The 24,965-nt window shown below is 59.0% G+C and carries 16 protein-coding genes and 3 pseudogenes; 13 read left to right on the top strand and 6 right to left on the bottom strand.

Annotation, left to right across the window (positions count from 1 at the left end):
• The first annotated feature begins 178 nt into the window (after nt 1-178).
• Together NMG80_RS24960 and NMG80_RS24955 are read left to right on the top strand one after the other, a co-directional pair.
• Nucleotides 179-1,705, top strand: coding sequence for a lipopolysaccharide biosynthesis protein (locus NMG80_RS24960; RefSeq protein WP_254020568.1), 1,527 nt, complete (start codon nt 179-181; stop codon nt 1,703-1,705).
• 16 nt (nt 1,706-1,721) lie between these two features.
• A complete protein-coding gene (locus NMG80_RS24955; RefSeq protein ID WP_254020567.1) occupies nt 1,722-3,083 on the top strand; it encodes a phenylacetate--CoA ligase family protein in 1,362 nt (453 codons plus the stop codon).
• Nucleotides 3,084-3,301: 218 nt separating this feature from the next.
• On the opposite strand, the gene asnB is transcribed toward NMG80_RS24955, so the two are convergent.
• The 4 genes from asnB to NMG80_RS24935 form a co-directional block, all read right to left on the bottom strand.
• Entirely contained in the window at nt 3,302-5,245 is a 1,944-nt protein-coding gene (gene asnB, locus NMG80_RS24950) for an asparagine synthase (glutamine-hydrolyzing) (RefSeq protein WP_254020566.1), read from the bottom strand.
• Nucleotides 5,246-5,442: 197 nt separating this feature from the next.
• Nucleotides 5,443-6,810, bottom strand: a complete 1,368-nt coding sequence (locus NMG80_RS24945; protein ID WP_254020565.1) for an O-antigen ligase family protein — start codon at nt 6,808-6,810, stop codon at nt 5,443-5,445.
• A gap of 6 nt (nt 6,811-6,816) precedes the next feature.
• Nucleotides 6,817-7,995, bottom strand: coding sequence for a glycosyltransferase family 4 protein (locus NMG80_RS24940; protein WP_367186007.1), 1,179 nt, complete (start codon nt 7,993-7,995; stop codon nt 6,817-6,819).
• A gap of 52 nt (nt 7,996-8,047) precedes the next feature.
• The gene (locus NMG80_RS24935; RefSeq protein ID WP_254020563.1) at nt 8,048-9,976 is read right to left on the bottom strand and encodes a GumC family protein; all 1,929 of its coding nucleotides are present in this window, start codon (nt 9,974-9,976) and stop codon (nt 8,048-8,050) included.
• Nucleotides 9,977-10,624: 648 nt separating this feature from the next.
• Between NMG80_RS24935 and NMG80_RS24930 the strand changes: the two genes are divergently transcribed.
• The 8 genes from NMG80_RS24930 to NMG80_RS24895 all read left to right on the top strand — a co-directional run bounded on the left by NMG80_RS24930 (nt 10,625) and on the right by NMG80_RS24895 (nt 21,439).
• Complete coding sequence (locus tag NMG80_RS24930; protein ID WP_254020562.1) at nt 10,625-12,037, top strand: polysaccharide biosynthesis/export family protein; 1,413 nt, start codon at nt 10,625-10,627, stop codon at nt 12,035-12,037.
• Entirely contained in the window at nt 12,037-13,254 is a 1,218-nt protein-coding gene (locus NMG80_RS24925; protein WP_254020561.1) for a glycosyltransferase, read from the top strand. Before NMG80_RS24930 ends, NMG80_RS24925 begins: the two co-directional genes overlap by 1 nt.
• 94 nt (nt 13,255-13,348) lie before the next feature.
• Entirely contained in the window at nt 13,349-14,344 is a 996-nt protein-coding gene (locus tag NMG80_RS24920; RefSeq protein WP_254020560.1) for a glycosyltransferase, read from the top strand.
• Nucleotides 14,338-17,085, top strand: a complete 2,748-nt coding sequence (locus NMG80_RS24915) for a glycosyltransferase (RefSeq protein ID WP_254020559.1) — start codon at nt 14,338-14,340, stop codon at nt 17,083-17,085. Before NMG80_RS24920 ends, NMG80_RS24915 begins: the two co-directional genes overlap by 7 nt.
• Complete coding sequence (locus NMG80_RS24910) at nt 17,082-17,786, top strand: class I SAM-dependent methyltransferase (protein WP_254020558.1); 705 nt, start codon at nt 17,082-17,084, stop codon at nt 17,784-17,786. The genes NMG80_RS24915 and NMG80_RS24910 overlap by 4 nt, the downstream gene beginning before the upstream one ends.
• Before the next feature lie 54 nt (nt 17,787-17,840).
• The gene (locus tag NMG80_RS24905; RefSeq protein ID WP_254020557.1) at nt 17,841-19,115 is read left to right on the top strand and encodes a nucleotide sugar dehydrogenase; all 1,275 of its coding nucleotides are present in this window, start codon (nt 17,841-17,843) and stop codon (nt 19,113-19,115) included.
• A complete protein-coding gene (locus NMG80_RS24900) occupies nt 19,115-20,140 on the top strand; it encodes an NAD-dependent epimerase (protein ID WP_254020556.1) in 1,026 nt (341 codons plus the stop codon). Before NMG80_RS24905 ends, NMG80_RS24900 begins: the two co-directional genes overlap by 1 nt.
• A gap of 93 nt (nt 20,141-20,233) precedes the next feature.
• Entirely contained in the window at nt 20,234-21,439 is a 1,206-nt protein-coding gene (locus NMG80_RS24895) for a glycosyltransferase (protein ID WP_254020555.1), read from the top strand.
• A gap of 24 nt (nt 21,440-21,463) precedes the next feature.
• On the opposite strand, the pseudogene NMG80_RS24890 reads toward NMG80_RS24895, so the two are convergent.
• A pseudogene (locus NMG80_RS24890) lies at nt 21,464-21,666 on the bottom strand (ISAzo13-like element transposase-related protein); the annotation flags it as partial.
• 3 nt (nt 21,667-21,669) lie between these two features.
• On the opposite strand from NMG80_RS24890, the pseudogene NMG80_RS24885 reads away from it, so the two are divergent.
• From NMG80_RS24885 to NMG80_RS24875, 3 genes and pseudogenes are all read left to right on the top strand, one after another.
• Nucleotides 21,670-22,206, top strand: a pseudogene (locus NMG80_RS24885) (ISAzo13 family transposase); the annotation flags it as partial.
• Between the two features lie 81 nt (nt 22,207-22,287).
• Nucleotides 22,288-23,100, top strand: a complete 813-nt coding sequence (locus NMG80_RS24880) for an O-methyltransferase (RefSeq protein WP_254020554.1) — start codon at nt 22,288-22,290, stop codon at nt 23,098-23,100.
• Nucleotides 23,101-23,208: 108 nt separating this feature from the next.
• A pseudogene (locus NMG80_RS24875) lies at nt 23,209-24,156 on the top strand (ISAzo13 family transposase).
• Nucleotides 24,157-24,356: 200 nt separating this feature from the next.
• Here NMG80_RS24875 and NMG80_RS24870 read toward each other — a convergent pair.
• A partial coding sequence (locus NMG80_RS24870; protein ID WP_436798677.1) for a M10 family metallopeptidase C-terminal domain-containing protein occupies nt 24,357-24,965 on the bottom strand: 609 nt, incomplete at its 5' end.

Here is a 24,965-nt window from a genome sequence, read left to right as displayed (position 1 = left end):
GATCCAGTTTTGCGCGTCAAACTCAAGCTATGGGTTTTTTGCTGACATCTTGGCGCCTCATACGAGCTGCGCGCTGTATCATGGATAATTGGATTGCTTTCGTCGGCCCGGCAGTGGTCCCAACGAGGGCAGCAGGATGGGAATGCCATGTCGAATGCCGGCGTCACCCGTAACGCCGATGGCTGACGTTGCGAGAGTCCGCTTCGTCAGCAATGTGGCATCCAATGCATGTTACGTCGTTTTGAACACAGCTCTCATGCTGTGGTATATTCCGTTTCTGGTAAGTAATCTCGGCGTAGCAGCATACGGGATGATCGCGCTATCAAGTTCCCTGGTCATGTATGGCGCCTTGGTTGGAACCAGCCTGAACGTTTCGATTACCCGATTTCTGGCGATAGACCTGAATCAAGGCAACACAGTCAGCGCGAACGGGACGTTCAACACAGCCCTAGCGCTTTCGGCAATTGCTTGTAGCGCCCTGTTGGTACCGGTCGGCATTCTGACTTATTTCCTTCCGGCGCTGTTCAATGTTCCAACCGGGCTGGAGCGTGCGACCCAGTTTCTGTTTGCAAGTGTCGGCGCTGCGTTCCTTGTAACAATTCTGAGCAGCAATTTCGGTGTTGCAAGCCTGATCAGGCATCGCTTCGACCTGCGAAATATCGTGCTCTCACTTACGTTGCTGACCCGGGTGGGCACCATAGCACTCTGTTTCATGGTCTGGCCGGCAAGTCTCTGGCATGTCGCAGCGGCTTTCGTCATCTCCGCCTTGATTGGGCTTGCCGGCGATGTAGTCGTCTGGAGGCGCTTGACGCCGGAGTTGCAACTCAATTACCGAAGCATCGACCGTCATCATTTTCGGGCGCTTGCGAATTTGGGCGGCTGGTCGGCAGTCAATCAGACCGGCGCACTCCTGCTGATGCAGGTGGACCTCCTGATTGTGAACGCCATGTTCGGTGCCGAGATGACCGGACGATACGGTGCCGTGTTGCTCATCCCTGCTTTGATACACACGCTTACGGAAGCCGTCGCTACGGTGTTAAGCCCGGCAATTATGGCGCGCTACGCCGTAGACGACATCGAGGGAATGCGACGGATCGCTCATCATTCCGTCAAGCTCCTTGCGGTTGCACTAGCCCTGCCGGTTGGCCTGCTGTGCGGCTTTGGCGGGCCTTTGCTGCATCTGTGGCTTGGCCCCGAGTTTGCTCAACTTGACGTGCTGCTGATCCTTCTCGTTGGTCATTTGGCCGTAAACCTGGCCATCAGGCCGCTTCTCTACGTAGTGACGGCGTACAACCGAGTCAAAGTGCAAGGGCTGGTCACGCTCGCCCTCGGCTTCGCCAATATCGGCCTGGCGATAGCGCTCGCACGCTGGAGCGGGTGGGGAATAGCCGGGGTCGCAGCAGCCGCGGCCATCGTGTGGACGATCAAGAATTGTCTGTTCTTGTCTAGCTACTGCGCGGTCCTGTTGCGTCTCCCCTGGTGGTCGTTCTATGCGCCCTTGACGGCCGGGGCACTCGGCACGCTAGCTATCGGCTTCGCCGGCAGGTTCATCTCACAGCTTTGGTGGCCACCTAATTGGCTAGCTCTCGGCGCAATGGCCGTGACAATAGCTGTATTCTACAGTATAATTGCTTATTTCTTGTGTTTAAATCGCTCAGATCGCGAATTGCTGTGGAGCATTCTAGATGGGAGGCCCCGTGCTTAATTGGCGTGCACCGGTCTTGAAGGTCTACGACACATGGATTTCTCGTAATCCGATCCCCGGCTATTGTTCCTTCTTGCACGAATTCCACAGTCAGCCGGTATCACGGCAGCGAGAGGAGCAGCACGAGCGGCTTTCGCAACTCTTGCGGCACGCTGCGCGCAACGTGCCGAATTACCGTGATGTGCTGGCCGCTACTGGTGTGGTGCACGGCGATCAAGTGAACCTCGAACGCTTTCGGCAGGTGCCGGAGCTTACCAGGGAGATGTTGCACACGAAATTCGACCTTCTGAAGAGCGATGATCTGGCCTCGAGGGCGTGGTACAAGAACAGCTCGGGCGGAAGCAGTGGAGAACCGGTGACGTTGCTGCAGGACCGCTACTACAACGACATGGGACAGGCCTTGACCGAGATGCACTATTCCTGGGCTGGCCGAACCGCAGGTGAGCCCCTCGTCAAACTTTGGGGGTCGGACCGCGACATACTATTCGGGACGTTAGGATGGCGCAACAAGCTCAGCAACTTCATACGGAACCAAACGTTCCTCAACTCCTTCGATCTAAGCAGACAACACATGCAGAACTACGTAAGAGTAATTCAGCGTGTGCGCCCGGTCATCATCGAAGCTTACGCCGAAAGCATCTACGAACTTGCGCGCTACATCAATGCCGAGCAGATCAAGTTGCCCCGTATCAGGAGCGTCGTCACGAGCGCCGGAACTCTGTATCCCTTCATTCGTGAAGAGGTCACGCGTGCCTTCGACTGCCCGGTATTAAATCGTTACGGCTCACGAGAAGTCGGCAGCATCGCCGGCGAGCGCGAGGCCGGAGCAGGGCTGAAAATCTTCACCTATAGCAATTTTGTCGAGGTCGTGGATGAGGCAGGCGAGCCATGTGGGCCGGGCGAAGAAGGCGAAGTGCTGGTCACGTGCCTGACGAACTACGCCATGCCGATTATTCGCTACCGGATCGGCGACCGCGCGGTGGTCGGTGCTATGGTCAGAACCCCGACGCCCTCCGTCGAAAGACTGACAACAGTAACGGGTCGCATAACCGATGCCTTTGTCCGCGAGGACGGCTCGACTATCCCCGGAAACTTCTTTATACACTTCATCGGAGTTGTGCATAACTCTGGCTGGCTGAGGAAGACCCAGATTATCCAGCAAGACTATAACGTGATCCTGGTGAAGATGGTCACATCCACGTCGCCGCCAGAGGGTGCTCTGGCGGAGATCCGCAGTTCGCTGCAGCGCGTTATGGGATCCGCATGTCAGGTGGCCTTCGAGTTCGTCGACACCATTCCGAAGCTGCCCTCAGGCAAGTACCGATATACGGTGTCTCTCGTTGCTCGGCCGCCGCACAGCACATCTGCTGTACAATAAGTGTCTGAAGTTCGCGCTTACGGCGCCACGAGCGGCAGCCCCTCCTTTTGCTGAAGCTTTCGAACTGCTGGGCAAATCCGACCACCGCTTCTCCCCTCTGACCGCTGCCAGCGCCACTTTGCCTTCCGCTGTGTCCGTTTCGTCATGTCTTCCCCTGATCTGCGGCAATCATCTCCGCTTTCAGGCAGCATTCCCACCTATCCAACTGTCCAGATTCTTCAGGCCACTTCTTTCAGCCGGGGTGGGTTTCCATTGCCCATTGCAGAGGGTGGCCCCTGTAAGAATGTATCACTGTCGACATAGGTGCGCGACCACGCATCCAGAAAGAGCAACCGCCACAACAGCGGCCCGAAGTCTCGCCCACCCGCCCAGGTGTGGGCCTCGATGATGCGTTCCACGCACGTTACATCCCAGAAGCCGCGCGCCTTCGCCTCCCGGGAAAGCAGCCGTTCGCGGAGGAACGTTTGCCCACTCGGCTGCTGAAACCAGGCGCGAAGCGGAACGCCAAAGCCGCGCTTGCTGCCGCGCTGCACCTGCGTCGGCAACAGCCGCTCCGCCAGCTTTCGCAGGGGGAGTTTGCCCTCACGGGTGTTGAGGAGTGCCGCACGGGGCAACCTCGCGGCCCACTCGACGACGCGATAGTCCAGGAAAGGCGAACGCACCTCGATAGAATGCGCCATCGAGGCTCGGTCCATCTTCACAAGGATGTCGTCCGGCAGGTACAGCGCGTAATCCAGTGCCTGTTGGCGCGCCTGAATCGTTTGCCCGCGCGTGGCACTCCACCGCTCCCAGAGCGGTGCGCCTGCCCCCGCGAAATGGTCGCGCACAACGGGGCCGATGGCGAGTTGCAGAGCCGGATCGGTTGGCACACCATCAAAGGCGGCGGCGTACCCCCCATCCCGCAGCCCACTTTTCAGCAAGCGGTGACGGTACGATGAAAGAACCGGCAACATTTGCGACAGCCCGCGCATCGCCCAACCTATCGGGGGGGGTAACGCTGCAAGCCAACGATACCGTTGCGCCTCGACGTAACGGCGGTAGCCGCCAAACGCCTCGTCGCCGCCATCCCCCGTCAGAAAGACCGTCGCGTGCTCTGCCGCAGCCTGGCACAGTGCAAAGGTAGGCAGCGCGGATGCATCGCCGAACGGCTCATCGTAGAACCAGGCGAGGCGGTCTATATCGGAGAGGCTGGCAGGCTGTTGCACGATGAGGCGGTGTTCCAACCCGGCACGCTCGGCGGTGGCGCGGGCAAAGTCGCTCTCGTCGTAATCACGCTCGGAAAAGCCGACGGTGAGCGCGAGCGGGCGCGTTCCCTCTGCCGCCTCCCCCGCCAGCGCGGCCACCAGCCCGCTATCAATGCCGCCGGACAGAAAAATGCCGACTGGAACGTCACTTCGCAGGCGAATGCGGGTGGCGTCGGTCAGGAGGGCCAACAGGTGGTCCAGTTGGGCCGACGAGAGCGCATCTGTGCCAGCCTCCTCATCAGCCACCTGCCAGTATTGGCCCAATCGGGCGCGGTGCGGCTCGTCAAGTCTCCCTGCCAGATAGTGTGCGGGCGGGAGCTTTTGATAGCCCTTGAAAATGCACCGGTCAGTGGAGAGATAATTCAGGGCCAGATACTCGGCAACTGCGGCAGGGTCCACCTCACGCGGGGCGTCAGACCATGCGAGCAGCGCCTTCAGCTCCGAGGCGAAGCGCAAACTTCCTTGCCCGAGATGGTAGTACAGCGGCTTCACGCCCAAACGGTCTCTTGCAATGATGAAGGTCCGCGCGTGGGTGTCCACGAAGGCGAATCCAAACATGCCATTCAGACGGCACAGTGCGCGCGCACCCTCCCGCGCCAGAAGATGAACCAGCACTTCAGTATCCGAGCCGCTTTGGAACTGTTCGCCCTCGCGCTCCAACGTCTGCCGCAGCTCGATGTAGTTATAAATTTCGCCGTTGAAGATGAGCCAGTAGCGACCCTCAGGCGACACCATTGGCTGGTGGCCAAGCGGGCTCAGGTCGAGGATGCTCAGGCGGCGGAAGCCCAGCCCCCAGCCCGCCCCACTCTCGTAGCCCGCATCGTCCGGCCCGCGATGCTGAAGCAGCCTGGATAGAACCCCGACCTGTTCGTCGCCGCTACGAGGTTTCTCGCCGAACCAGCCGAATAGTCCACACATGTGCTTACTTCCTTATTCTGCCACCGATTGCCGCCGCTGAAAGTCGGCGTGTGGTTCCGCCTGTCCGTTCGTCATGTCTTCTCCTGATCCGCGGCAATCATCGCCGCTTTCAGCAGAATTCCCACTTTCCAATTGTCCAGATTTTTAAGGCCACCTCTCGGCAATGGTCCACGCCGGCGAACCGTGGTTGGCCCGTATCAGCAAGTCCTCCCTGATGCTAACAATCGGGCCGGGAACACGAGCAGTCCGAGAAGTATGAAGAAGGTCGGATGAGCGTCCATGCCTCCGCCCTTCAACCAGGAGGCGAAGTACCCTACGGACACACCGAGCATCAGCGGGAAATAGCTTGCGACCAGCTCATTGTGAGTTTGCAATCTGCTGCCGTACCGAAAAAATTGCCATACGGCGAGAACTACGGCACTAGCATAGAGAAAGACGCCGAGCACGCCTGTCTCTACTGCTACCTCGAGCAGCGGATTGTGACTCGTCACAGCAGGACGATCAGCGTAGATGCTCGTCAGGGAAGCGACATATTGGTAGAGCTCGGATGGGCCGTTGCCAATTCCCACCCCGGTCCACAGGTTGTCGGCTACAAGTCGCGAACTAGCATGCCACAGCAAAACGCGTCCTCCCAGACCTCCGCCCTCACGATCCTCGAAGCGTTGCACAAGGACATCCGTGGCGAGTGGTGCAATGGTAAACATGCCAACCACCAGTACTATTCCGAGGATGCCGAACGGCCTCATGGGCTTGTAGAAGAAGAACGCGAGCAGCACGAGCAGGAGCGAGATCGAACTTCCCCGGGACCCGCTGAGAGCCACGAGACCCAAGGTGCAAAGGATGAAGAAAATACTGAGGACCAGGTGGAATGCGCGGTTCGGGCCGGACGAGCGCAATACCGGCCAAATCTGGCCGGGAAGCGTCAGGACCAGCGCCACACCAAAGAGATTCTCGTTCATACCCAAGACTTGCAGTCGCTCACCAGGCTGGAAACCGCCCGCGAAAACTGCGTGCAATCCACCCAGGACGAGGATCCAGCCCATCAACATCAGGACGCGCATCAATCCGTCTATGGCTGCGATCGATCTGACCTGCTCAGAAATGAGTAGCAGCAGAATGACCCCACTGGCATAGGCGACAAGTTCTTTCCGGGCCAGGATGAGATCGGGAGCCCAAAGCAGCGTGACGACCGCCCAGACAAGATAGAGGCTCATTAGAACGTATACGGCGTTCCACTGAATGTGCTGCCGCTGAACGATGATATTGAGCAGCCACGCCCCTAACGCTAACGCGAGAGCCGAATTAGCGGCGACATCGTAGACAATCCCGAACCGAAGCGCCATTGGCATCAGCGCAAGGAAGATCGCGACATAAAGGGCGCTCAAGGGCCGTATGACTAGATAAACAGCGATGGCGGCGCCGCCGGCTCCACCGATGGCCAAGATCGGAGCCCGGGGATCGCCCCACAGGATCAGCACCAAAGCCATCAAGATGGCAAGCAGGACGGCCGAGGCCACATGCATCAGGCTTATCGGCGATGGTAGAGCAGGATAAAGGTTCGGCACCGCTCGTCACTCCTGCCTTCGAATCCGATTCAGCTGCGATCCATAGATGGGGTCGCGACGTTCCTGGTCGGGCGCCCGGCCTAACTGCACTCCGGGAAGAGCCCTTTCCAGAGCCTGGCACACTGCCTCGAGGCTATGCTGCCGACGAACATAGGAAAGCGCGAGTTCTCCGCACCGCTGATTGAGCGACTTCGTTCGAACGATCCTATCCACATCTTGGACCAACTGAGTCACGGTTCGGCTGACGAAGCCAATCCCCTGCTGCTCGATCACTTCTCCGGGATCCACCGAGAGTGACACGACCGGAACCCCAACACTCCAAGCCTCAAGCATAGTGTTTGGAAAACCTTCGGCGCGGGATGTATTTACTAGAGCTTTGGCTTTCGAAAGCAGGGAAATGACCTCGTCGTCGGGCTTCGGGCCGTAGAAGGTCAGGTTCTTAAGTTTGCGGATCCGCTGTACGAGCGCCTCCTGTAGCATGCTGCTTTCGGTGGGATCGAAGCCACCGACCACTGCGAAGCGCAGGCTGGGCATAGCTTCCGCCAAATCCAGAAAGAGATGAAGCTGTTTGATACTGCGAATCTTCCCTATCCAGATCGCATCAATGGTGGTCGTGTCGTAGGCGCGAGGATGTTCGCAGACCGAGCGCACCAGATTCGGCACGTGTGCCGAGCGCTCTCGCAAATGCGGATTGAGGGTGGCCGATTGCTGGTGGTGCTGAACCGCAATCACATCGGTACTTCGCATGCCAAGGCTGAAGAGCGGAGCGTGAAACCATTTCTTGTGATCGTAAGCGGTCCAGGGCGTGCAATGAAGATCGCTGGCCAGGGCATATATGAAGCGGGTATCCCGACGGGATCTGGCAAAAAGGCCCATGAGCCAAAGAAAATCAGTTGGAAGGCGCGCATAGAGAACCTCCGGGCGCAACGTGTCCATGGCTCGCCAGAATGCTGGGAGACTTGCAGGGAATCGCCACGCCGGTGCGGCTGCGATGCACATGACCCCCGAAATCTGGCTGACAGACTGCGTTTGCCCGTCGCCATATATGAGGCCTACCTCGTGGCCCATACCCACAAGAGCCGCGGCAAGATGAGCTATCTGTGCTTCAGCACCGCCCGATGAGCGGGTATCGCCGGCGAGGACCTGAGTCGATGTGCATCCAGGAGAAACAAAGCACCACCGCAAATTTCAGCTCCCACTGTTTGGCGAAAAAGCATTGTGTGCTGATCGTTTCGGGTTAACTCCAAAGGCCGGAGCGTGAATAATGTTTTCGGTGCTTCTGGAGGAATTCACCCATGTCCCCAAGTCGATACTGTGCATGCTTTCGCAGATGGACACGCGTCAGCACCGCATGAACATTGGCTAGGCTGTCGAACCGATTGGTGTGTCGCAACTGCTGGAGGGCATTGCCGGCGACCTCGCGTCTGGTACTTCCCCATCGCACCGCGAAGATCACCTTGTCGGCTACGGCGGAAAGGAGGCGGGTTTCCGCTGCGAAAGTCGGCAGGCCGTCAATGATGACGCAATCATAGCTTCCGCGCAGCCGTTGACAGATATCCACGATTTTCTGAGCCACAACAAGCGAAGGTTGGTCAGTACCTGTCCGGCGTACCGGAAGATAGTCGCAATCCAGATCTGGGATCCGGCCAATCGGCCCAGCGCTCGTATCTTCCGGCGGGAGCGCGTGGCCTGCATTCTCGTGTGCGACCATTTCGAATGCAGCTGCAGTGTCCGGATCCTTTAGGTCGCCGTCGACCAGGAGGGCCCGGCGTCCAAGACGCGCCGCGCACGCTGCGAAACTTGTCGCAAGCGTCGTCTTGCCCTCGCCAGGCACGCTGGACGTCACGAGAATGACCATTGGCTCAGCACGCGGACCAGCAGGCTGGAGGGTTGCGGCCATGATCGAATAGATAGCCTGACCGTATGCTGATGAAACTCCATCGAACAAATAGCGGGGGCTCTGGCGGCGGTAAATCCACGGAATATTCGGGACGAGGCCGATGCAGGAGACGCCGAGGGCGTCAACTATGTCACGTTCGCTTCGCAGGGTGCGGTCCATGCGCTCGAGAACAACCGCGATAGCCCCTCCGAAAGCCGAGAAGGCGATCAGGCCGGCTGGTATAAAGAGGATCGGATTGATCGAGCTTGGGCGCGTCGGCACTCGGGCAGATGCGAGGACCTGCGTCGCCACCGTCGAGCGATCCTGATCCTCGGCTATATCTTGCTTGCGTTGAAGAAGATCGTCGTAATGTTTCGCCGCGGCAGCGCCTTGGCGCTCAAGAAAGCGAAGTTCAGCTTCGGAAGCGAGACGGCCGGCGGCATCGCTCTGTAGTGACTCCAGATATTGCTCCATCATCGACGCTTGTGAGCGAATAATTTCGGCCTCGTTGTTCAACCGCGCCTGCGGAAGCTCATTCTCCAGGTCGCTCACTGGGCCTGGTTCTGGAGCCGGCTCGCCATTCTCGCCGCCCCCCTTCCCTACGGCTTCGTTACCACGAGGCGTATCGACAGCAGCCTCTCCTACCATTGCTTCGGATTTCGCACGTGCAAGCTGCCGCCTCGTTTGCGCGATCAGTTCTGCGTCGGCCTCGATATTGCTCAAGCCGTGGACAATGCGGAACGATTGCACCCTCTCTTCCGCTTGCTGAACCTCGGATTTGACCTCCACTAGCCGCTGGTCCAGCCAAGCCAAGGAAAGTTCGGCCTGCCGTCGGTTCCGATCACGCAGCTCATTGACGTGAAGGTCGACGAATTGGTTCACTATGGCTGCGGCTTTTTCAGGACTCTTGTCGGTGTAGCTCACGGAAATGATGCGGGAGCGGCGCTCTTGGTTGACCGTTAAGCCGGCTCTGAGTTCCCCGATGGTGGGAACACCTGGCCGTGCATCACCTTCAGCCTCTGGATCCGGTATGGAAAAGATGTTTTTGATCGAGCCAATGAACGCCCGGAGCCCTGCCCGTAGTCCTTCGATGGAATTCCTCAGTACCGAGGATTCGGCTGGCGTTGCCGACCGAAAGACGGGGTGATCGTACAGGCTGGCCTGAACCGACCGGAAATGATCTTGGGCAGTTAGAATAGCGATTGCCGTGTCGATCACGGTCGGATCGACCGTCTCGAAAATAGTCGAATGCCTTGAGCGCGCATCGCGCGAGCCAGGGTCGATCATGAGCTGAGCCGTTGCTGTGTAAGATGGCGGGACTGCCAAGGCGGCAATGACAGTCACGAAAGTACCGAACCCCGCCATGGCGCCTATTAAGCCCTTGTGCCGCCTCACGATGTCGGTGAGTTTGGAAGATGGGACTCCAGGATCACGTCGCGAATCCGAAGGCGCCGGAACGTCTATTCGGGAGTATCTCCCGCCTGGTACTTTAACGCGTTCCATAAGTTCCATACTTGCGGCCTTCTATTTCGTCAGGGCAACTTGCGGAAATGTCGATGGCATGCTTGGCCTCCGATGCCGCGCCGTCTGGAGCAAACCGATAATCAATTCCTAAGGAGCCCGATGACGAGCGTCTTCATGCATTCAAATGGTGTCGGCGGACAGAAGAGAAATGCGATTTTGAGGAGCGGGATCAAGATCTTCAGGGTCAATCCCTTCCTCTGTCGTGCAATCGAATGAAGACCCTGCGAACCTTGCTGCTACTATTAGCCAATTCGAACAGAACGCTCGAATGAAAGCCGTGATTCAGCCTGCCGGACAGGGAGGCACGGCGCCTCGACCTTCCGTTAGTCTGGAAAGTCTGGATAGATCGAGTTCTACTTAGCCACATAGTTGCGAGCCAACCGGTTCACGAGCAAACGCGTCGGGGATGTCATGAAAGCAGCAAGATCAGGCAAATGGCGCCGAATGCTAAGCGTTGGCTGGATTCCACTCCTGTTCACGCTCGTGTGCAATGCAGCCGCAACGGGATACAAGCTTGCGCCAGGCGACGCGATAGAAGTCACCATCGCGGGATTGCCGGAGTGGCATCACCGCGTCACCATCCAGTTCGATGGAACGATATCTCTGCCGACGCTTGGGACTATCGAAATCGGAGGTTTGACGGCCGCAGAAATGCGGAACAAAATTGCTGCCGCCCTGCCGACACGACTCTTCCGGGAAAGGACTTCCGAGGGCCGCGAATATACCGTTCTGGTTCTCCCGACTGATATCGCCGCAACCGTTGTCGAATACCGACCGATCTACGTCGATGGCGACGTCCTGACGCCGGGCCAATATGCGTTCCGGCCTCTTATGGCGGTCCGCCAGGCCGTGGCCCTTTCCGGGGGCTACAGCACCATACGAGCAAGCCATGCCATGCTTGATCCTACCCGAATGGTGGATTTCCGCGAAGATTACAATCTTCACGCATTGGAATATGCCAGAGAAACCGTGCACCTGTTACGGCTGCAAGCCGAACTGAACGATGCGGACTCCTTCGAAGAGAATATTCCGGCAACCCTGCCGATTCCCGCTGCCGATCTCGCAAACCTCGTTCAGTCTGAACTGAATTTGCTGAAAATCGCACGAGAAAACCACGATCAGGAAATCGCCTCTATTCATGCCGCAATGGAGCAAGCGGACGGGCAGATTGCAATTCTCGCTCAACAGAAAGAGAAGGAAGAAAGCGGAGCACAGTCTGATGCAGAAGAGCTTGAAAAGCTTACCGAGCTATTCGAGGCCGGCAACGTACCAACTACGCGTGTCTCGGAGGCGCGCCGCGCGGTACTCCTGTCTTCCACGCGCCGGCTTCAGACAACTGTGAACATGATGGAGATCCAGCGAGGACGGGAGGACTCAGCCCGGACTCTCAACAGGACGATGAACTTGCGTCGGATCGGACTCCTCCAGGACATTAGAGAGACGAGCGAGAGACTAGCCGGAGCGGAGTTGCGATTGAGGGCCGCCAGCGAGAAGCTTCGCCTTGGCGGGGCCACTTCACCCTCTGAAATGCCTGGAACGGCTGCGCAGCCCGTGATCACGATCATGCGCAAAATCGAGCAGGATTGGCGCCGCCTCCCGGCAGACGAGCATACCGAGCTGTTGCCCGGCGACGTCGTTGAAGTCTTGCTCCCTTCCAACCAGATGCCGGGCCGTGTGGCGGCGATCGGGGAAATAGATAAGGCGTCGCGAAGCCGCCAAACTGCGGAACAGCCTGCGGAACAGTCAGCTGCGATCCAGACGCGCCAAAAACAGGGCCCGAACATCCCAAGTGCGGAAGACGCCTTCAAAAGCGAGTTTGACTAATGCGCGCGGCACGCGGTCCGATGCAAGCGACGCAACCGGAGGCGATCGCCGTGGTCGTCCCACAGCTTGGGCAAGGCGGAACAGAGCGGCAACTCTATCATTTTCTCTCGCATTGTGATTTTAGCCGCTGGACCCCCACGGTCTACGTATCCGGCGAGCTCGGGTTCTGGGAAGCTCCGATCCGCAAGCTCGGTATTCCTGTGGTGTTGCTGAAGGGCGGCCGAATGGATAAGATGCGGCAATTGCGTGCGGCATGCGTCGCACGGAAAACGCGATGCCTCTTCTCGTGGTCGTCCTATACCAATGTCTTCGCGCTCGCTTTGACGGGGCTGGGCATCCGAAGCATCGGATCGTTCCGCAACGCGTTGTTTGCTGATCTGCCGACAGAATTGCGCGGCTTATGGTCTTGGATGAGCGTGGCCGGCATCTCTACCGTGGTTTGCAATTCGCGCGAGACACAGGAGCAACTCGCGCACCGCGTTAGCTCAAAAAAGTCTGTTGTCTATGTGCCCAACGCGGTCGAGATTTTCCCATCTGATCAGATAGCACAGTGGCGTGCCGTGTGGCGTCGGCGCCTTGATCTGCGCGATGACGCAGTGTTGGTGCTTGGGGTAGGCCGACTAGCGCCTCAGAAGCGCTTCGACCGCTTCATCGATACGATCGCACGAGTAGGTCGGCACTGCACGGTGCAGGCCGTGATTGCCGGACAGGAGTTCGGCTGCCTCGACGAGTTGAGGAGCCAAGTGGCGCGCCTCGGACTCGACGACACAGTCCGATTTCTCGGCAGCGTGCCTGATGCCCGAGAACTCATGTGCGCCTCCGACATTTTCCTGCTGACTTCCGACTATGAAGGCATGTCCAATGTTGTGCTGGAGGCCATGGCCGCGGGAGTGCCCTGCATAGCCACGCGAGTGAACGGCGTGGCCGACCTGATCCAGAACGGCGTGACCGGGATTATAGCCGAACCCGAACCGGACGAGCTTTCGCGCCATGTTCTTAGCCTCGGGACGGACCCCGGCATGCGGCGCGAGATCGGCGCCCTTGCGCGCGCCTGGATCGAGCGGAAGTTCCAGCCGAAATCGGTGTCAGGCCAACTCTGGACGTTATGCGCGGCGGGGAACGACGACGCCGATACAAAGGAGTGGATCGGCCATGCGACTCGCAATCTTCGTCGATCAGGTTTTCTGGCGCGAGGGCGACACTCTCTCGACGGATGAGCCTTACATCCTTTCTCCGGCTAGTTTCATCGAGTCCGTCGACGAGATCATCTTCATCGGGCGCGAGGCAAGGCAAGCCGGGCGCGCGCCCTATTTGCTCGACCACCCGGCGATCAGGCTATGCCCGCTCCCCTACTATCCGAACCTGTATCAGCTCTGGCGCCTCAGCCCTCGTACGTTCCTGGAGATACGCCGCCGAATTTCCGAGCAGGCGCGGAGTTGGGATGCGATCCTGATTGGCGGTCCAAATCCGATCGGGCAGATGATCGCGAAGCAGTGCATTGCCCTCGGTGTGCCGGTGAGCCTCGTGGTTCGCCAGAACCTGCTCCAGCAAATGGGCACGCATCGGGGTTTGAAACGCCTTGCTGCCATGGCGGCCGCAAAAGCGCTTGATTGGCATTTCAAGCGGCGTGCACGTAACCGAACAGTGTTCGCTGTAGGCCGAGACCTTGCTCGGGAGTACCGCCGCTTCAGCAACCATGTGCACGAGCATATGCCCTGTCTGATGAGGGACGCGCAGCTCAGGACCTTTTCAGAAATGCATTCCGGGCCCAATCCAAGGCGTTTGATCTGCGTTGGCCGGCTGGCTCCCGAAAAGGGACATCACGTGCTTCTCGAAGCACTCGCGCAGCTTAAGCAGCGCGGGGTGTCGTGCCACCTCGATATCGTTGGGACAGGTCCGCTGGAGCCGGAGCTCAAGGCTCGATCAACGGCTCTCGACCTCCGCGATAGTGTCACATTCCGCGGTTTCGTGCCTTACGGGCCGGCTTTGTTCGAACTTTACCGGCAAGCTGGAGCGCTCGTGCTCCCATCCTTCACGGAGGGCTTTCCGCAGGTCATCAATGAGTCGCTTTGCATTGGTCTACCCACGATCGCGACCGCCGTGGGAGGAATTCCGCTTTTCCTGAGAGACAATGAAACGGCCATGCTTGTTCCGCCAGGCAATGTCACTGCGCTGGCCGCTGCGATCGAGCAAGTGGTATGCCGCCCGGAATTGCGGGAGCGCTTGCGCAGCAATGGGCGCACGCTGATGGTCGACAACACCTTGGAAGCCAATCGCGAACGGATGATTTGGAGCTCTTCATGCTGAAGCCTTCTCAAAAATCGCCTGAATACCGGTCGGCGCTCGCCGACTACCCGGGAGCGCGGATTTCCGAGCAGCCTACCGTTGGCATCGTTATCCCGATCTACAACGAGATCGCGCATCTCGAGACACTCGCTTCCGACGTTTTCAGTCAGGACTATCCTGCGATTGCCGAAATCTGGTTCGTTGACGGGCGGTCAACTGACGGAACACTCGAGATGCTGCAAGAGATGCAGCGAGCCGACCCACGATGGCGCGTCATCGAGAACCCGCGTCGTAGCTCAGCCGCTGCAGTCAATTTGGTGCTTCCTCGCATGCGGACCGATATCGTACTGCGTCTTGACGCCCATGCCCGCTATGAACCCGACGTCGTCCGGCAAAGCGTCTCGGCACTGCTGGCGACGGGTGCGGGAGGGGTAGGAGCAATCGCGCGTCCATTACCTTCACGATCGATGGTTGGTGGTGCGATCGTGGCGGCACATAAAAGTCCCTTCGGGATCGGAGTAGCCAAGTTCCGCAGAGAAAAAGCGGCAGGATGGGCCGACACGGTCTGGAATGGCTGCTATTGGAAGTACATCGTAGACCAAATCGGCCAACTACGAGAAGATCTTTGGCGTGCTTCGGACAACGACTTCAACGAAAGAATACGGCGGCTCGGCTATGGTCTCTATCTTTCGCCGGAAATCCGAGCTTTCTATCAGCCACGGCGATCCCTGCCTGCGCTTTGCAAGCAATATTTTGGCAACGGGCTCGGCGGCGCCCTCGCCTTGCTCGAGAATTGGCGCGCTTTGCGGCTCCGACATCTCGCTCCGCTCGCACTGGTAGCAAGCCTGTCAATCCCGTTAGCGGTTTCTCTATTTTGGCCGCCCGCGCTGCTCCCCGCAGCAGGTATGCTGTTGCTTTATGGAATTGTTTTGCTGTCCGCTACCTTACTGGCCGCTTGCACAGCGCCCGGCATGCATCTGCTCCTCTTTCCCGCGGTGCTGGTGGCGGTGCACCTGAGCTATGGATGCGGTTCACTTTGCGGACTCGCCTTGCACGGCTTCCGAAAAGCCGGTAGCTGGCGCTGGCGTCGCCCCGCGACGCTAGCCCTCTTGCTCGTGCTGAGCATCTTCTACTTCCTGCTGCCTTCCGGTGCTGTGCAGAGAGAACCGGCCATATGGCTCGCGCCCAGTTTGGAACGAATCAGCCATAACGCTGCCCCCGGCGATCAGCTGGCGATCGAGCTTTATGCAGCTCGTGGTGAAACCGAGTCGTTCCAGGTTGGAATCCGTGCGCCGGGCATCGGCCTCACCAACGTGACGATTCAGGTCCAGGATCTGGTCAAAAAAGGCGACCGGGCCAGTATCGCTGCAAAGAATGTGAGGCTTTATCGCGAACACTACGTCCATGTGGCGCGGTCCAGTCCCGACCTGAAAGGGTCAAACCGACCACTCGGCCCGGGATGGTACGCTGATGCACTAATACCGCTGAATGCCGAGGGAAACACTCTAGCGGCAGACGGGGTTTCCCGACCTGCAACTCCCTTTTTCGTGCCTTCGCGCCGTAACCAGCCCATCTGGATCGACATACTCGTTCCACCCGATACGCCACCCGGCCGCTATAGCGGCACCGTGATGGTGTCAAGTGATCAGGGCAATGCTGTCGGCGAGGTTGTGCTTCATGTGTGGAACTTCACACTCCCGCTTACCCCCTCGTTGAACTCAGTTTTCGTTATCTGGGATGCGAATACTCCGCAGGCTCAGGCGGAGTTACTCAAGCACAAACTAATGCCGCGTGAAGTGCACGTTCAAAACCAAGCCTCCTTCGTCGACAGGTTCGGACTAAAATCCATCAATCTCGGCCTGTGGAGCGATGCCAGCAACGCTCAATGCGCGATGGCGCCGCCGCCATCGCTCGAAGAGGTGCAACAGGCGGCAGCTCAACACCATCCCGCTCTCCATCTCTTCAACTACACAGCCGACGAAATCGACCGCTGCAGCAGCACCTATGAAACTATGAAAGCTTGGGCACGCGTCCTGCATGAGGCAGGTATCGACAATCTTGTTACGATGACGCCTACCCCCGAGCTTTTTGACGATGACACCGGAAGCGGGCGTTCTGCGATCGATATCTGGGTGCTTCTTCCCACAATGTATGAGAGCGCACCGGAGCGGATTGCTGAGGTCCTGGCCAAGGGTGATGAGGTTTGGTCATACAACGCGCTCGTTCAGGACGAATATTCTCCCAAGTGGCAGATAGACTTTTCGCCGATCAACTATCGTATCCAGCCCGGCTTCATCAATCAGAGCCTCAATTTGACAGGGTTGTTGTATTGGCGCGTCGATCTCTGGACAAACGATCCTTGGAAGGACGTGCAGACTTATCGGACGGGAGGTAATGATTACCCAGGAGAGGGTATGCTTCTTTACCCGGGGCAGCCCGTCGGGGTAGAGGGCGTGGTACCCTCAATGAGGCTTAAATGGCTGCGCGACGGAGTCGAGGACTACGAATTCATCGAGATCCTCAAGCGAAAGGGTTGCGGCGAGATCGGTGCGCAGATCGCACGAACTGTTGGAGCCTCCTGGAGGAGCTGGACGCAAAACCCGGAATCGTTGGAGTTTCACAGGCGGCAACTTGGATCGATTCTGTCGGGCCTTGGTGGTCGGGGAGGTGATTGCCATGCGCGTTTGGAATTTGGGGAACGGTTGCCAGCTGCCAACGACCTCGTCGAAGCGAGCCGAGAGTCCCAGGAGAGACTTCAGTGACCGGCGATGAAGTTAAACGGCTTCAAGAAACCTATATCGCATACCTGCGGGCCGGACGATGGAGGCACGATAGCCCCGGCCGTCAGCAGTGCGCCAAGGAGCGGAGCGATGCAATCGAAACCTTGATCAACGTTTGGTCCGGGCCTCCTCTCAGCCAATGCCGGATTCTGGACGTTGGATGCGGCTACGGCAACCAACTCGGCTGGTTCAATGATCGTGGCGTGCAGCCCGAGAATCTTTTCGGGGTGGATCTCCTGGCCGCTCACATTGAAATCGCACGCAAACGCTATCCGACCTTCAACTTGATTCAGTCAAATGCCGAGCACCTGAGCTTCCCAGATAATGCTTTTGACATAGTAATCGCTTTCATCATTTTCTCGTCAGTGACCGACAGCAAAATGGCAGAAAACATCGCGTCCGAGATGCTCCGAGTGCTCAAGAAATCGGGAGCAATCTTGTGGTACGATCTCCGTTATCCAAGTCCCAGGAATCGCTCGGTTCGAGCAATGACCAGAAGGCGAATTAGCCGTCTGTTTCCAGGTACTGTCATACAACTCAAGTCGATTTCCCTGCTTCCTCCTTTGGCTAATGGCCTGGGTCGTACGGCACCCATCATCTATCCGCTCCTGGCTGGCATTCCGTTCCTGCGATCTCATTATTTTGGACTGATAACTGCAACCCCAGGTGCGTCCGATTCCTAGCCAGTTGGATCGCGCATGTAATTACCGGTTCCACAAACGTAGGCAGGAGACAGAATGAACTTAGAGTCCAGGAAAATTGCCATCATCGGACTAGGTTACGTTGGACTGCCGTTGGCAATAGCCTTTGCTGCGACGAGGGATGTGGTCGGATTCGATATTAGCCAGGCGAGGGTAGATTCCCTCAGGCGTGGAGAAGACCATACGCTTGAAGCTAGTCGTGAAGAAATCAGGTTGGCGTCGCGGCTTAAATTTACGACGAACAAAGATGACCTGCGCGACTGCGGAATTTTCATTGTAACAGTTCCCACGCCGATCGACAGAGCCAACCGCCCGGATCTCAGACCGTTGGTTAGTGCATCTACGACGGTTGGCGAGGTCATCTCTCGTGGGGCAGTCGTCATCTTTGAGTCGACTGTTTATCCTGGTTGTACCGAAGAGGTGTGTGCACCGCTTATCGAGAAACACTCTGGCCTGCGCTACAATGTAGACTTCTTTTTGGGATATAGCCCCGAGCGCATCAATCCGGGCGACCACGAGCATCGGCTGCAGACAATTGTGAAGGTCACCAGCGGATCAACCCCAGAGGCCGCCAACGCCATTGATGCGTTATATGCGTCGATTGTACCTGCGGGCACGCATCAGACGAGCAGCATTGCTGTTGCAGAGGCGGCGAAGGTGATCGAGAACACACAAAGAGATCTCAACATTGCTCTGATGAACGAGCTCTCGCTGATCTTCGGCAAGCTTGGCATAGACACGTCAGAGGTCCTGCGAGCCGCCGGCACGAAGTGGAACTTTTTGCGGTTCACACCCGGCCTCGTCGGCGGGCACTGTATTGGCGTAGATCCCTACTATCTCACCCATAAGGCGCAAGAACTCGGTTACCATCCAGAAGTCATACTCGCTGGCCGTCGAATCAACGACGGCATGGGAAAACATGCAGCGGACCAGACAGTTCGCTTGATGATGCGCAAAGGAATACCGGTCGTTGGCAGCCGAGTTCTTGTCATGGGCGCAGCCTTCAAGGAAAACTGCCCGGATTTGCGAAATTCCAAGGTCGCCGACCTTGTTGTACAGTTGAAGGAATATAACGCCCAGGTTGACCTCTGGGACCCTTGGGTCGATCAGCAGGAATGTGCTCGAGAACTCGGCGTGCTCAGTGTGAAGGACAATCCCACGGAGGCTTATGACGGCGTGATTGTGGCGGTGGGACACAGGCAATTTCACGCGCTGGGGGCTGCCGGTCTACAAGCGCTTCGCAAGACCCCGGGTGTCATTTACGACATCAAGGGCTTGTTTCCCAAAGAAATCACGGATGGACGCTTCTGATGAAAGTTCTGGTGACCGGCGCCGCTGGGTTTATTGGCTATCACGTATCGAAGCGTTTGCTGGAGCGCGGTGATGAGGTGGTCGGAATAGACAGCGTCAACAGCTACTACGACCCTGAAATCAAGGAAGCGAGATTGCGGCTGCTGGACGAAGCGAACCGCAGAACCAATTCTGGCTTTCATTTCATCCGCGGCAATCTGGCTGAAAAGGGCGTGGTGGATGCCTGCTTTGCTGCTCATGCATTTGATCGCGTGATCCATCTCGCTGCCCAGGCTGGGATTCGCTACAGCCTGGAGAACCCACATGCCTACGTGGAAAGCAACATCATCGCCTACACCAACATACTTGAGGCGTGTCGCGCCAGTCGTGTGGCTCATCTGACATATGCAAGCACCTCAAGCGTTTATGGGGCGAATACCAACATGCCTTTTTCCGAGCATCGCCCTGCCGACCATCCGCTGCAGTTCTACGCGGCGACAAAGCGTGCGAACGAGCTGATGGCACACAGCTACAGTCACCTGTTCGGCTTGCCCACCACCGGCCTTCGCTTCTTCACCGTCTATGGTCCTTGGAGCCGCCCGGACATGGCGCTTTTCCTGTTCACCAAAAGTATCCTTGCCGGGGAGCCCATCAAATTGTTCAACAACGGCAATCATACACGCGACTTCACCTACGTCGAAGACATTGCTGAGGGCGTTATTCGTGCAAGCGACCAGCCTGCAGCTCCGAATGCGGACTGGAACTCAGCTGATCCGGACCCTGCAACCAGCAGTGCACCCTGGCGCATCTTCAACATAGGCAACAACAATCGCGTAAAGCTAACGGCATATGTGGAGGCCCTGGAGGAGGCGCTTGGCAGGAATGCGGCTATAGAACTGCTGCCGTTGCAGCCTGGCGACGTGCCAGACACCTATGCCGACGTCTCGGGCCTTGTTCACGCAGTTGGCTACAAGCCTGACACACCTGTGACGCTTGGAGTTAAAAAATTTGTCGATTGGTACCTCGAATATTTCGGCGTTCAGTAGAAAAATCAACGGCGTATAAGGATTGAATATGCTGGGTCAGAAACTGGGCGACTTGACACGCCCCCAACGCCAGCCGTGGGCCCGGCCCGCCCCATGATAAAAGTCCTCTACTTCACGTCGCTGTTTCCCTGCTGGTCGGAAACTTTCATCGTCCGCGAGATCGACGAACTGATCCGGCTAGGCGTGGACGTCCACATCGTGTCGCTGAAACACCCGGTGGAAAAGATGGTGCAGTCCGACGCGGCGGCGCTGCTCGACCGGGTCGTGTACCCGTTGCGCGGCGTGCGTGCCGTGGCGCAGGCACTCGGCGCCTGCCTGCGGCATCCGTGGCGCGAGCTCTCCGCGCTGGCCGGCATGGTGCGCGGCCTGTGGCGGCACCCCATGGCGCTGGGGAAGACGCTGGTGGTGTGGTGGCGCACGCTGGCGTTGCTGCCAACGCTGCGGGGCCTCGCGCCCGACCACCTGCACGCGCACTGGGCCACGTACCCGTCCACCTCGGCCATGCTCGCGTCGCGCCGGCTCGGCAAGCCGTACAGCTTCACAGCGCACGCCCACGACATCTTCCTCGAAGACCACCTGCTGGCCGACAAGATGCGCACGGCCGCGTTCGGCGTGACCATCTCCGAGTTCAACCGCCGCTACCTCGCCGACAAGGTGTCGCCCCTCGCGTTGCAGTGCATGCGCATCGTCCATTGCGGCGTGCGACTGGCCGATTTCAAGTTCGCACCCGCCGGGCGCCAGCCGGGGCTGATCCTGGCGGTGGGACGGCTCCACGAGATCAAGGGCTTCCGCCACCTCGTCGACGCCTGCGAACTCCTCGCTCGCCGCAAGGTCCCGTTCCAATGCGATGTGATCGGCGAAGGGCCGCTGCGCCTCGCGCTGCAGTCGCGCATCGATGCGGCCGGCCTGTCGGACCGGGTGACCCTGCTCGGCGCCCTCAAGCAGGAGGAGGTCATGGCTTACCTCGCCCGCGCGGGGGTGTTCGCGCTGCCGTCGGTCGTCACCGCGCGCGGCGCCCGCGACGGCATTCCGGTGGCCCTGATGGAAGCGATGGCCGTGGGCCTGCCGGTGGTGTCCACCCGGGTGTCGGGCATCCCCGAACTGGTCGAACACGGCTCCTCCGGCCTGCTGGCCGAACCGGGCGATGCGAAGGAACTGGCCCAGTGCATCGAGCGCCTGATCGCCGACCCGGCCTCGGCGCGCGAGATGGCGGTCATGGCTCGCCGCACCGTCGAGCGCGAGTTCGATGTGTCGGTCGAAGCGGGCAAGCTGCTGTCGGCCATCGGGCAGCCAGCATGAGCGCCGCGCTCCCACGCATGCCACCTTGCCAAGGGTCTTGTCCTCGAAGTCGTGCACCTTCACGCGCTGCGGATCGCGCTTCGGACGCGATAATCGGTTCCGCGATTCTTGAAGTTGCCGACCAGCTCCTTCTTCTTCGTGTCGACCGAGACGACGGGCTGGCCGGCGGCCTGCGCGGCGACGACTTTCGCGTTGATGTATTCGAACTGCGCGTTGCGTTCGGGATGCCACCCTACGGGGTCTACGACGTGGCCGCCAACGAGGGCTGGGTCAGCGTCGGGGTCACCGCCAACACGGCGGAGTTTGCAGTCCAATCGATCCGCACGTGGCGCGAGCGCATGGGGCGTGGGCGCTATCCGAGTGCCCACGAGTTGACGATCACGGCCGACTGCGGCGGATCGAACAGGGTGCGCGTGCGGCTGTGGAAGCGCGATCTCCAGACGCTCGCCGACGAGAGCGGGCTCACGCTCCGCGTCCATCATTATCCGCCGGGCACGTCGAAATGGAACAGAATAGAGCACCAGCTGTTCTGCCACGTCACGCAGAACTGGCGCGGCCGTCCGTTGATCGACCGCCTCGCCGTGGTCGAACTGATCGGCGCGACGACGACCAAGACCGGGCTCAAAGTCGAGTGCGCGCTCGATACGCGGACCTACGAGAAGGGCGTCAAGGTCTCGGATGCCGAGATGGCGAGCCTCGACATCACCGGCGACGCGTTCCATCCTGAATGGAATTATACGATCAAGCCGCGACGGCCGAAAGCGTAGCGGTTATCGCTACGGATATCCTAACTGCGACCAGTGTTCGGTGATGGACACGAAGTCCGCCATTCAACAGGAGTGACGATCATGTTGGCAGCCATCAAGGAGCTTGTCCCGCAAGTTGTCCGCGACTATGTAAATGCGCGTAACCTTCGCGTGCAGCCCCCGCTTCCGTTCCCAAATCTCAACTTGCGATCGCGATCCGAGATCGACATTCCCGCTATGATGAATGACTCGAGGATAGCTTCTGACTTTGCCGAGGATCACGCTAGGATTTCCGAGGCTTACGGTGCAGGCGAGATATCCGGCGGAGTGAACCCCGGCGACCGCCGCGCGCTGTATCATCTAATCGCTCGTTTCAAACCGCATAACATTCTCGAAATCGGAACGCACGTTGGGGCCTCGACACTCTATATCGCAGCTGCAGCGCGCAGGTTTGGCGGGAAGCTGACGACGGCAGATATTACCGATGTCAACGGGGCTCTGGGCGCATGGAAAGCCTATGGTGTATCAGCGCCCCCCAGCGACCTTATCAACCGCCTTGGTCTGTCTGCCAAATTCGTTGTGCTGTCAGCCGCCGAAATGCTCAAAGGTCCGGAGCGATACGATCTTATCTTTCTTGACGGCGACCATTCCGCGCTGGCGGTCTATTGCGAGATAAGCGCTGCCCTTCAGATGTTGAACCCGGGCGGTCTAATTCTGCTCCACGACTTCTACCCTGACTGCAAACCATTGACCCCTGACGGAACGATGATTGGAGGCCCAGCCGTCGCCGCCAGCCGCATCAAAGGCGAGACGGCGGGGCTTTCTTTTATCCCGCTCGGCAACCTGCCTTGGCAGACAAAGGGGGGCGGTAACGCGACTAGCCTAGCGCTTGTGGCGAGGGCCGCAAACCTTTAAGGACATCTGCAACGATAACTGAATCGGGTCGGCTGGCGCGCGCCTGCGGCGATGTGACTCAGGGAGATGCGATTCCCTGTTATAGCGGTGCGCGTTACCCAAGGCGGCATGATCGACCGGCGCGGAAATGAGCAGCGGTGGGCGGCGGACGGCTCGAAGCGGGACGAGCGGGGCCGGCGGGTGTTCGCCGCGAGCGAGGCGCGCGCGGCGGGCCTGGGCGGGCTGGCGGCGATCTCGGCGATCACCGGGCTCGCCCGCTCGACGATCGGGCGCGGCCTCAAGGTCCAACCGCAAGGCGGATGAAGGCTCGAAGCATCCCGACCGCAACGCGCAGTTCGAATGCATCAACGCGAAAGTCGTCGCCGCGCAGGCCGCCGGCCAGCCCGTCGTCTGGTCGACACGAAGAAGAAGGAGCTGGTCGGCAACTTCAAGAATGGCGGAACCGATTATCGTCCGCAGCGCGATCCGCAGCGCGTGAAGCTGCACGACTTCGAGGACAAGACCCTTGGCAAGGTGGCACCCTACGGGGTCTACGACGTGGCCGCCAACGAGGGCTGGGTCAGCGTCGGGGTCACCGCCGACGCGGCGGAGCTTGCAGTCCAATCGATCCGCACGTGGCGCGAGCGCATGGGGCGTGGGCGCTATCCGAGTGCCCACGAGTTGCGATCACGGCCGACTGCTGCGGATCGAACAGGGTGCGCGTGCGGCTGTGGAAGCGCGAGCTCCAGACGCTCGCCGACGAGAGCGGGCTCACGCTCCGCGTCCATCACTATCCGCCGGGCACGTCGAAATGGAACAGAATAGAGCACCAGCTGTTCTGCCACGTCACGCAGAACTGGCGCGACCGTCCGTTGATCGGACCGCCTCGCCGTGGTCGAACTGATCGGCGCGACGACGACCAAGACCGGGCTCAAAGTCGAGTGCGCGCTCGATACGCGGACCTACGAGAAGGGCGTCAAGGTCTCGGATGCCGAGATGGCGAGCCTCGACATCACCGGCGACGCGTTCCATCCTGAATGGAATTATACGATCAAGCCGCGACGGCGGAAAGCGTAGCGGTTATCGCTACGGATATCCTAATAACATAAGCTAGACGTTGGGTCGTTATCCAGGAGAAACCGCCAGCTACTCGAAGGATGAGCCAGCAGTGTCGTATGCGTCCGGTGAGGCCCGGTAGGACTCACCGGACGCTTGCAGTGTCGTCCTACATTGGACAAGGAAAGCCAGCGCGAACGGAGTCCGCGCTGGCCAATCTGTCACACCATGAAAGAGGAGTTATGAATGTCCACGGCATGAATATCAAGCATGCCGATATTACCATGGTCGCTGACTGCGAACACGTCGTCCCTGGCGCTATCGCCATCGATGTCGGTGGGGACAAACTCCAGGTCGTCAAATTCCAGACCAGTCTCGCGCAGATCGAGTCTATCGATCCCAGCCTGCCAGTCCAGTATCACATCCGTACCCCAGTTGGCTTCATGGAATACAAAGACATCGGCACCGCTGCCGCCTTCATGGAAGTCGTTGCCGCCCCCCCCCGTCAATCGGTCACGCCCATTGCCGCCCTCAAGGATATCGTTGCCATCCCCACCAAAGAGCGTATCCCTACCGGACTGGCCATCGATCAACTCGGCAGCCGAGGTTCCGACGATCCTGTTTGCGGCACCATCGCCGTCGATCTCCTCGTAAGAGCCGTAGTCGGGTTGGCCGATGGGAGCCTGACCAGGTCCGGACGCATTGCCAGACACAGGCTTAGTCTCGGGCTCGGATGGGGTGGGTGGGGTGTCTGACACATCGATTGGGTCAACTTCCCCAGACGGCGCGGCCGTGGATGGGGTGGATGGGGTGTCTGACACCGGGTCAAC

Source organism: Mesorhizobium escarrei (assembly GCF_935825525.1).
In the GTDB taxonomy this organism is placed as follows: Bacteria; Pseudomonadota; Alphaproteobacteria; order Rhizobiales; family Rhizobiaceae; genus Mesorhizobium; species Mesorhizobium escarrei.
Note: the sequence above shows the minus strand (reverse complement) of the source record. Positions and strands in the feature narration are given on the sequence as shown.

Coding starts and splice junctions, on each gene's coding strand:
- NMG80_RS24960 (WP_254020568.1), top strand. CDS start 179: ATGGCTGACGTTGCGAGAGTCCGCTTCGTCAGCAATGTGGCATCCAAT.
- asnB (WP_254020566.1), bottom strand. CDS start 5,245: ATGTGTGGACTATTCGGCTGGTTCGGCGAGAAACCTCGTAGCGGCGAC.
- NMG80_RS24935 (WP_254020563.1), bottom strand. CDS start 9,976: ATGATCGACCCTGGCTCGCGCGATGCGCGCTCAAGGCATTCGACTATT.
- NMG80_RS24930 (WP_254020562.1), top strand. CDS start 10,625: ATGAAAGCAGCAAGATCAGGCAAATGGCGCCGAATGCTAAGCGTTGGC.
- NMG80_RS24925 (WP_254020561.1), top strand. CDS start 12,037: ATGCGCGCGGCACGCGGTCCGATGCAAGCGACGCAACCGGAGGCGATC.
- NMG80_RS24915 (WP_254020559.1), top strand. CDS start 14,338: ATGCTGAAGCCTTCTCAAAAATCGCCTGAATACCGGTCGGCGCTCGCC.
- NMG80_RS24905 (WP_254020557.1), top strand. CDS start 17,841: ATGAACTTAGAGTCCAGGAAAATTGCCATCATCGGACTAGGTTACGTT.
- NMG80_RS24900 (WP_254020556.1), top strand. CDS start 19,115: ATGAAAGTTCTGGTGACCGGCGCCGCTGGGTTTATTGGCTATCACGTA.
- NMG80_RS24895 (WP_254020555.1), top strand. CDS start 20,234: ATGATAAAAGTCCTCTACTTCACGTCGCTGTTTCCCTGCTGGTCGGAA.
- NMG80_RS24880 (WP_254020554.1), top strand. CDS start 22,288: ATGTTGGCAGCCATCAAGGAGCTTGTCCCGCAAGTTGTCCGCGACTAT.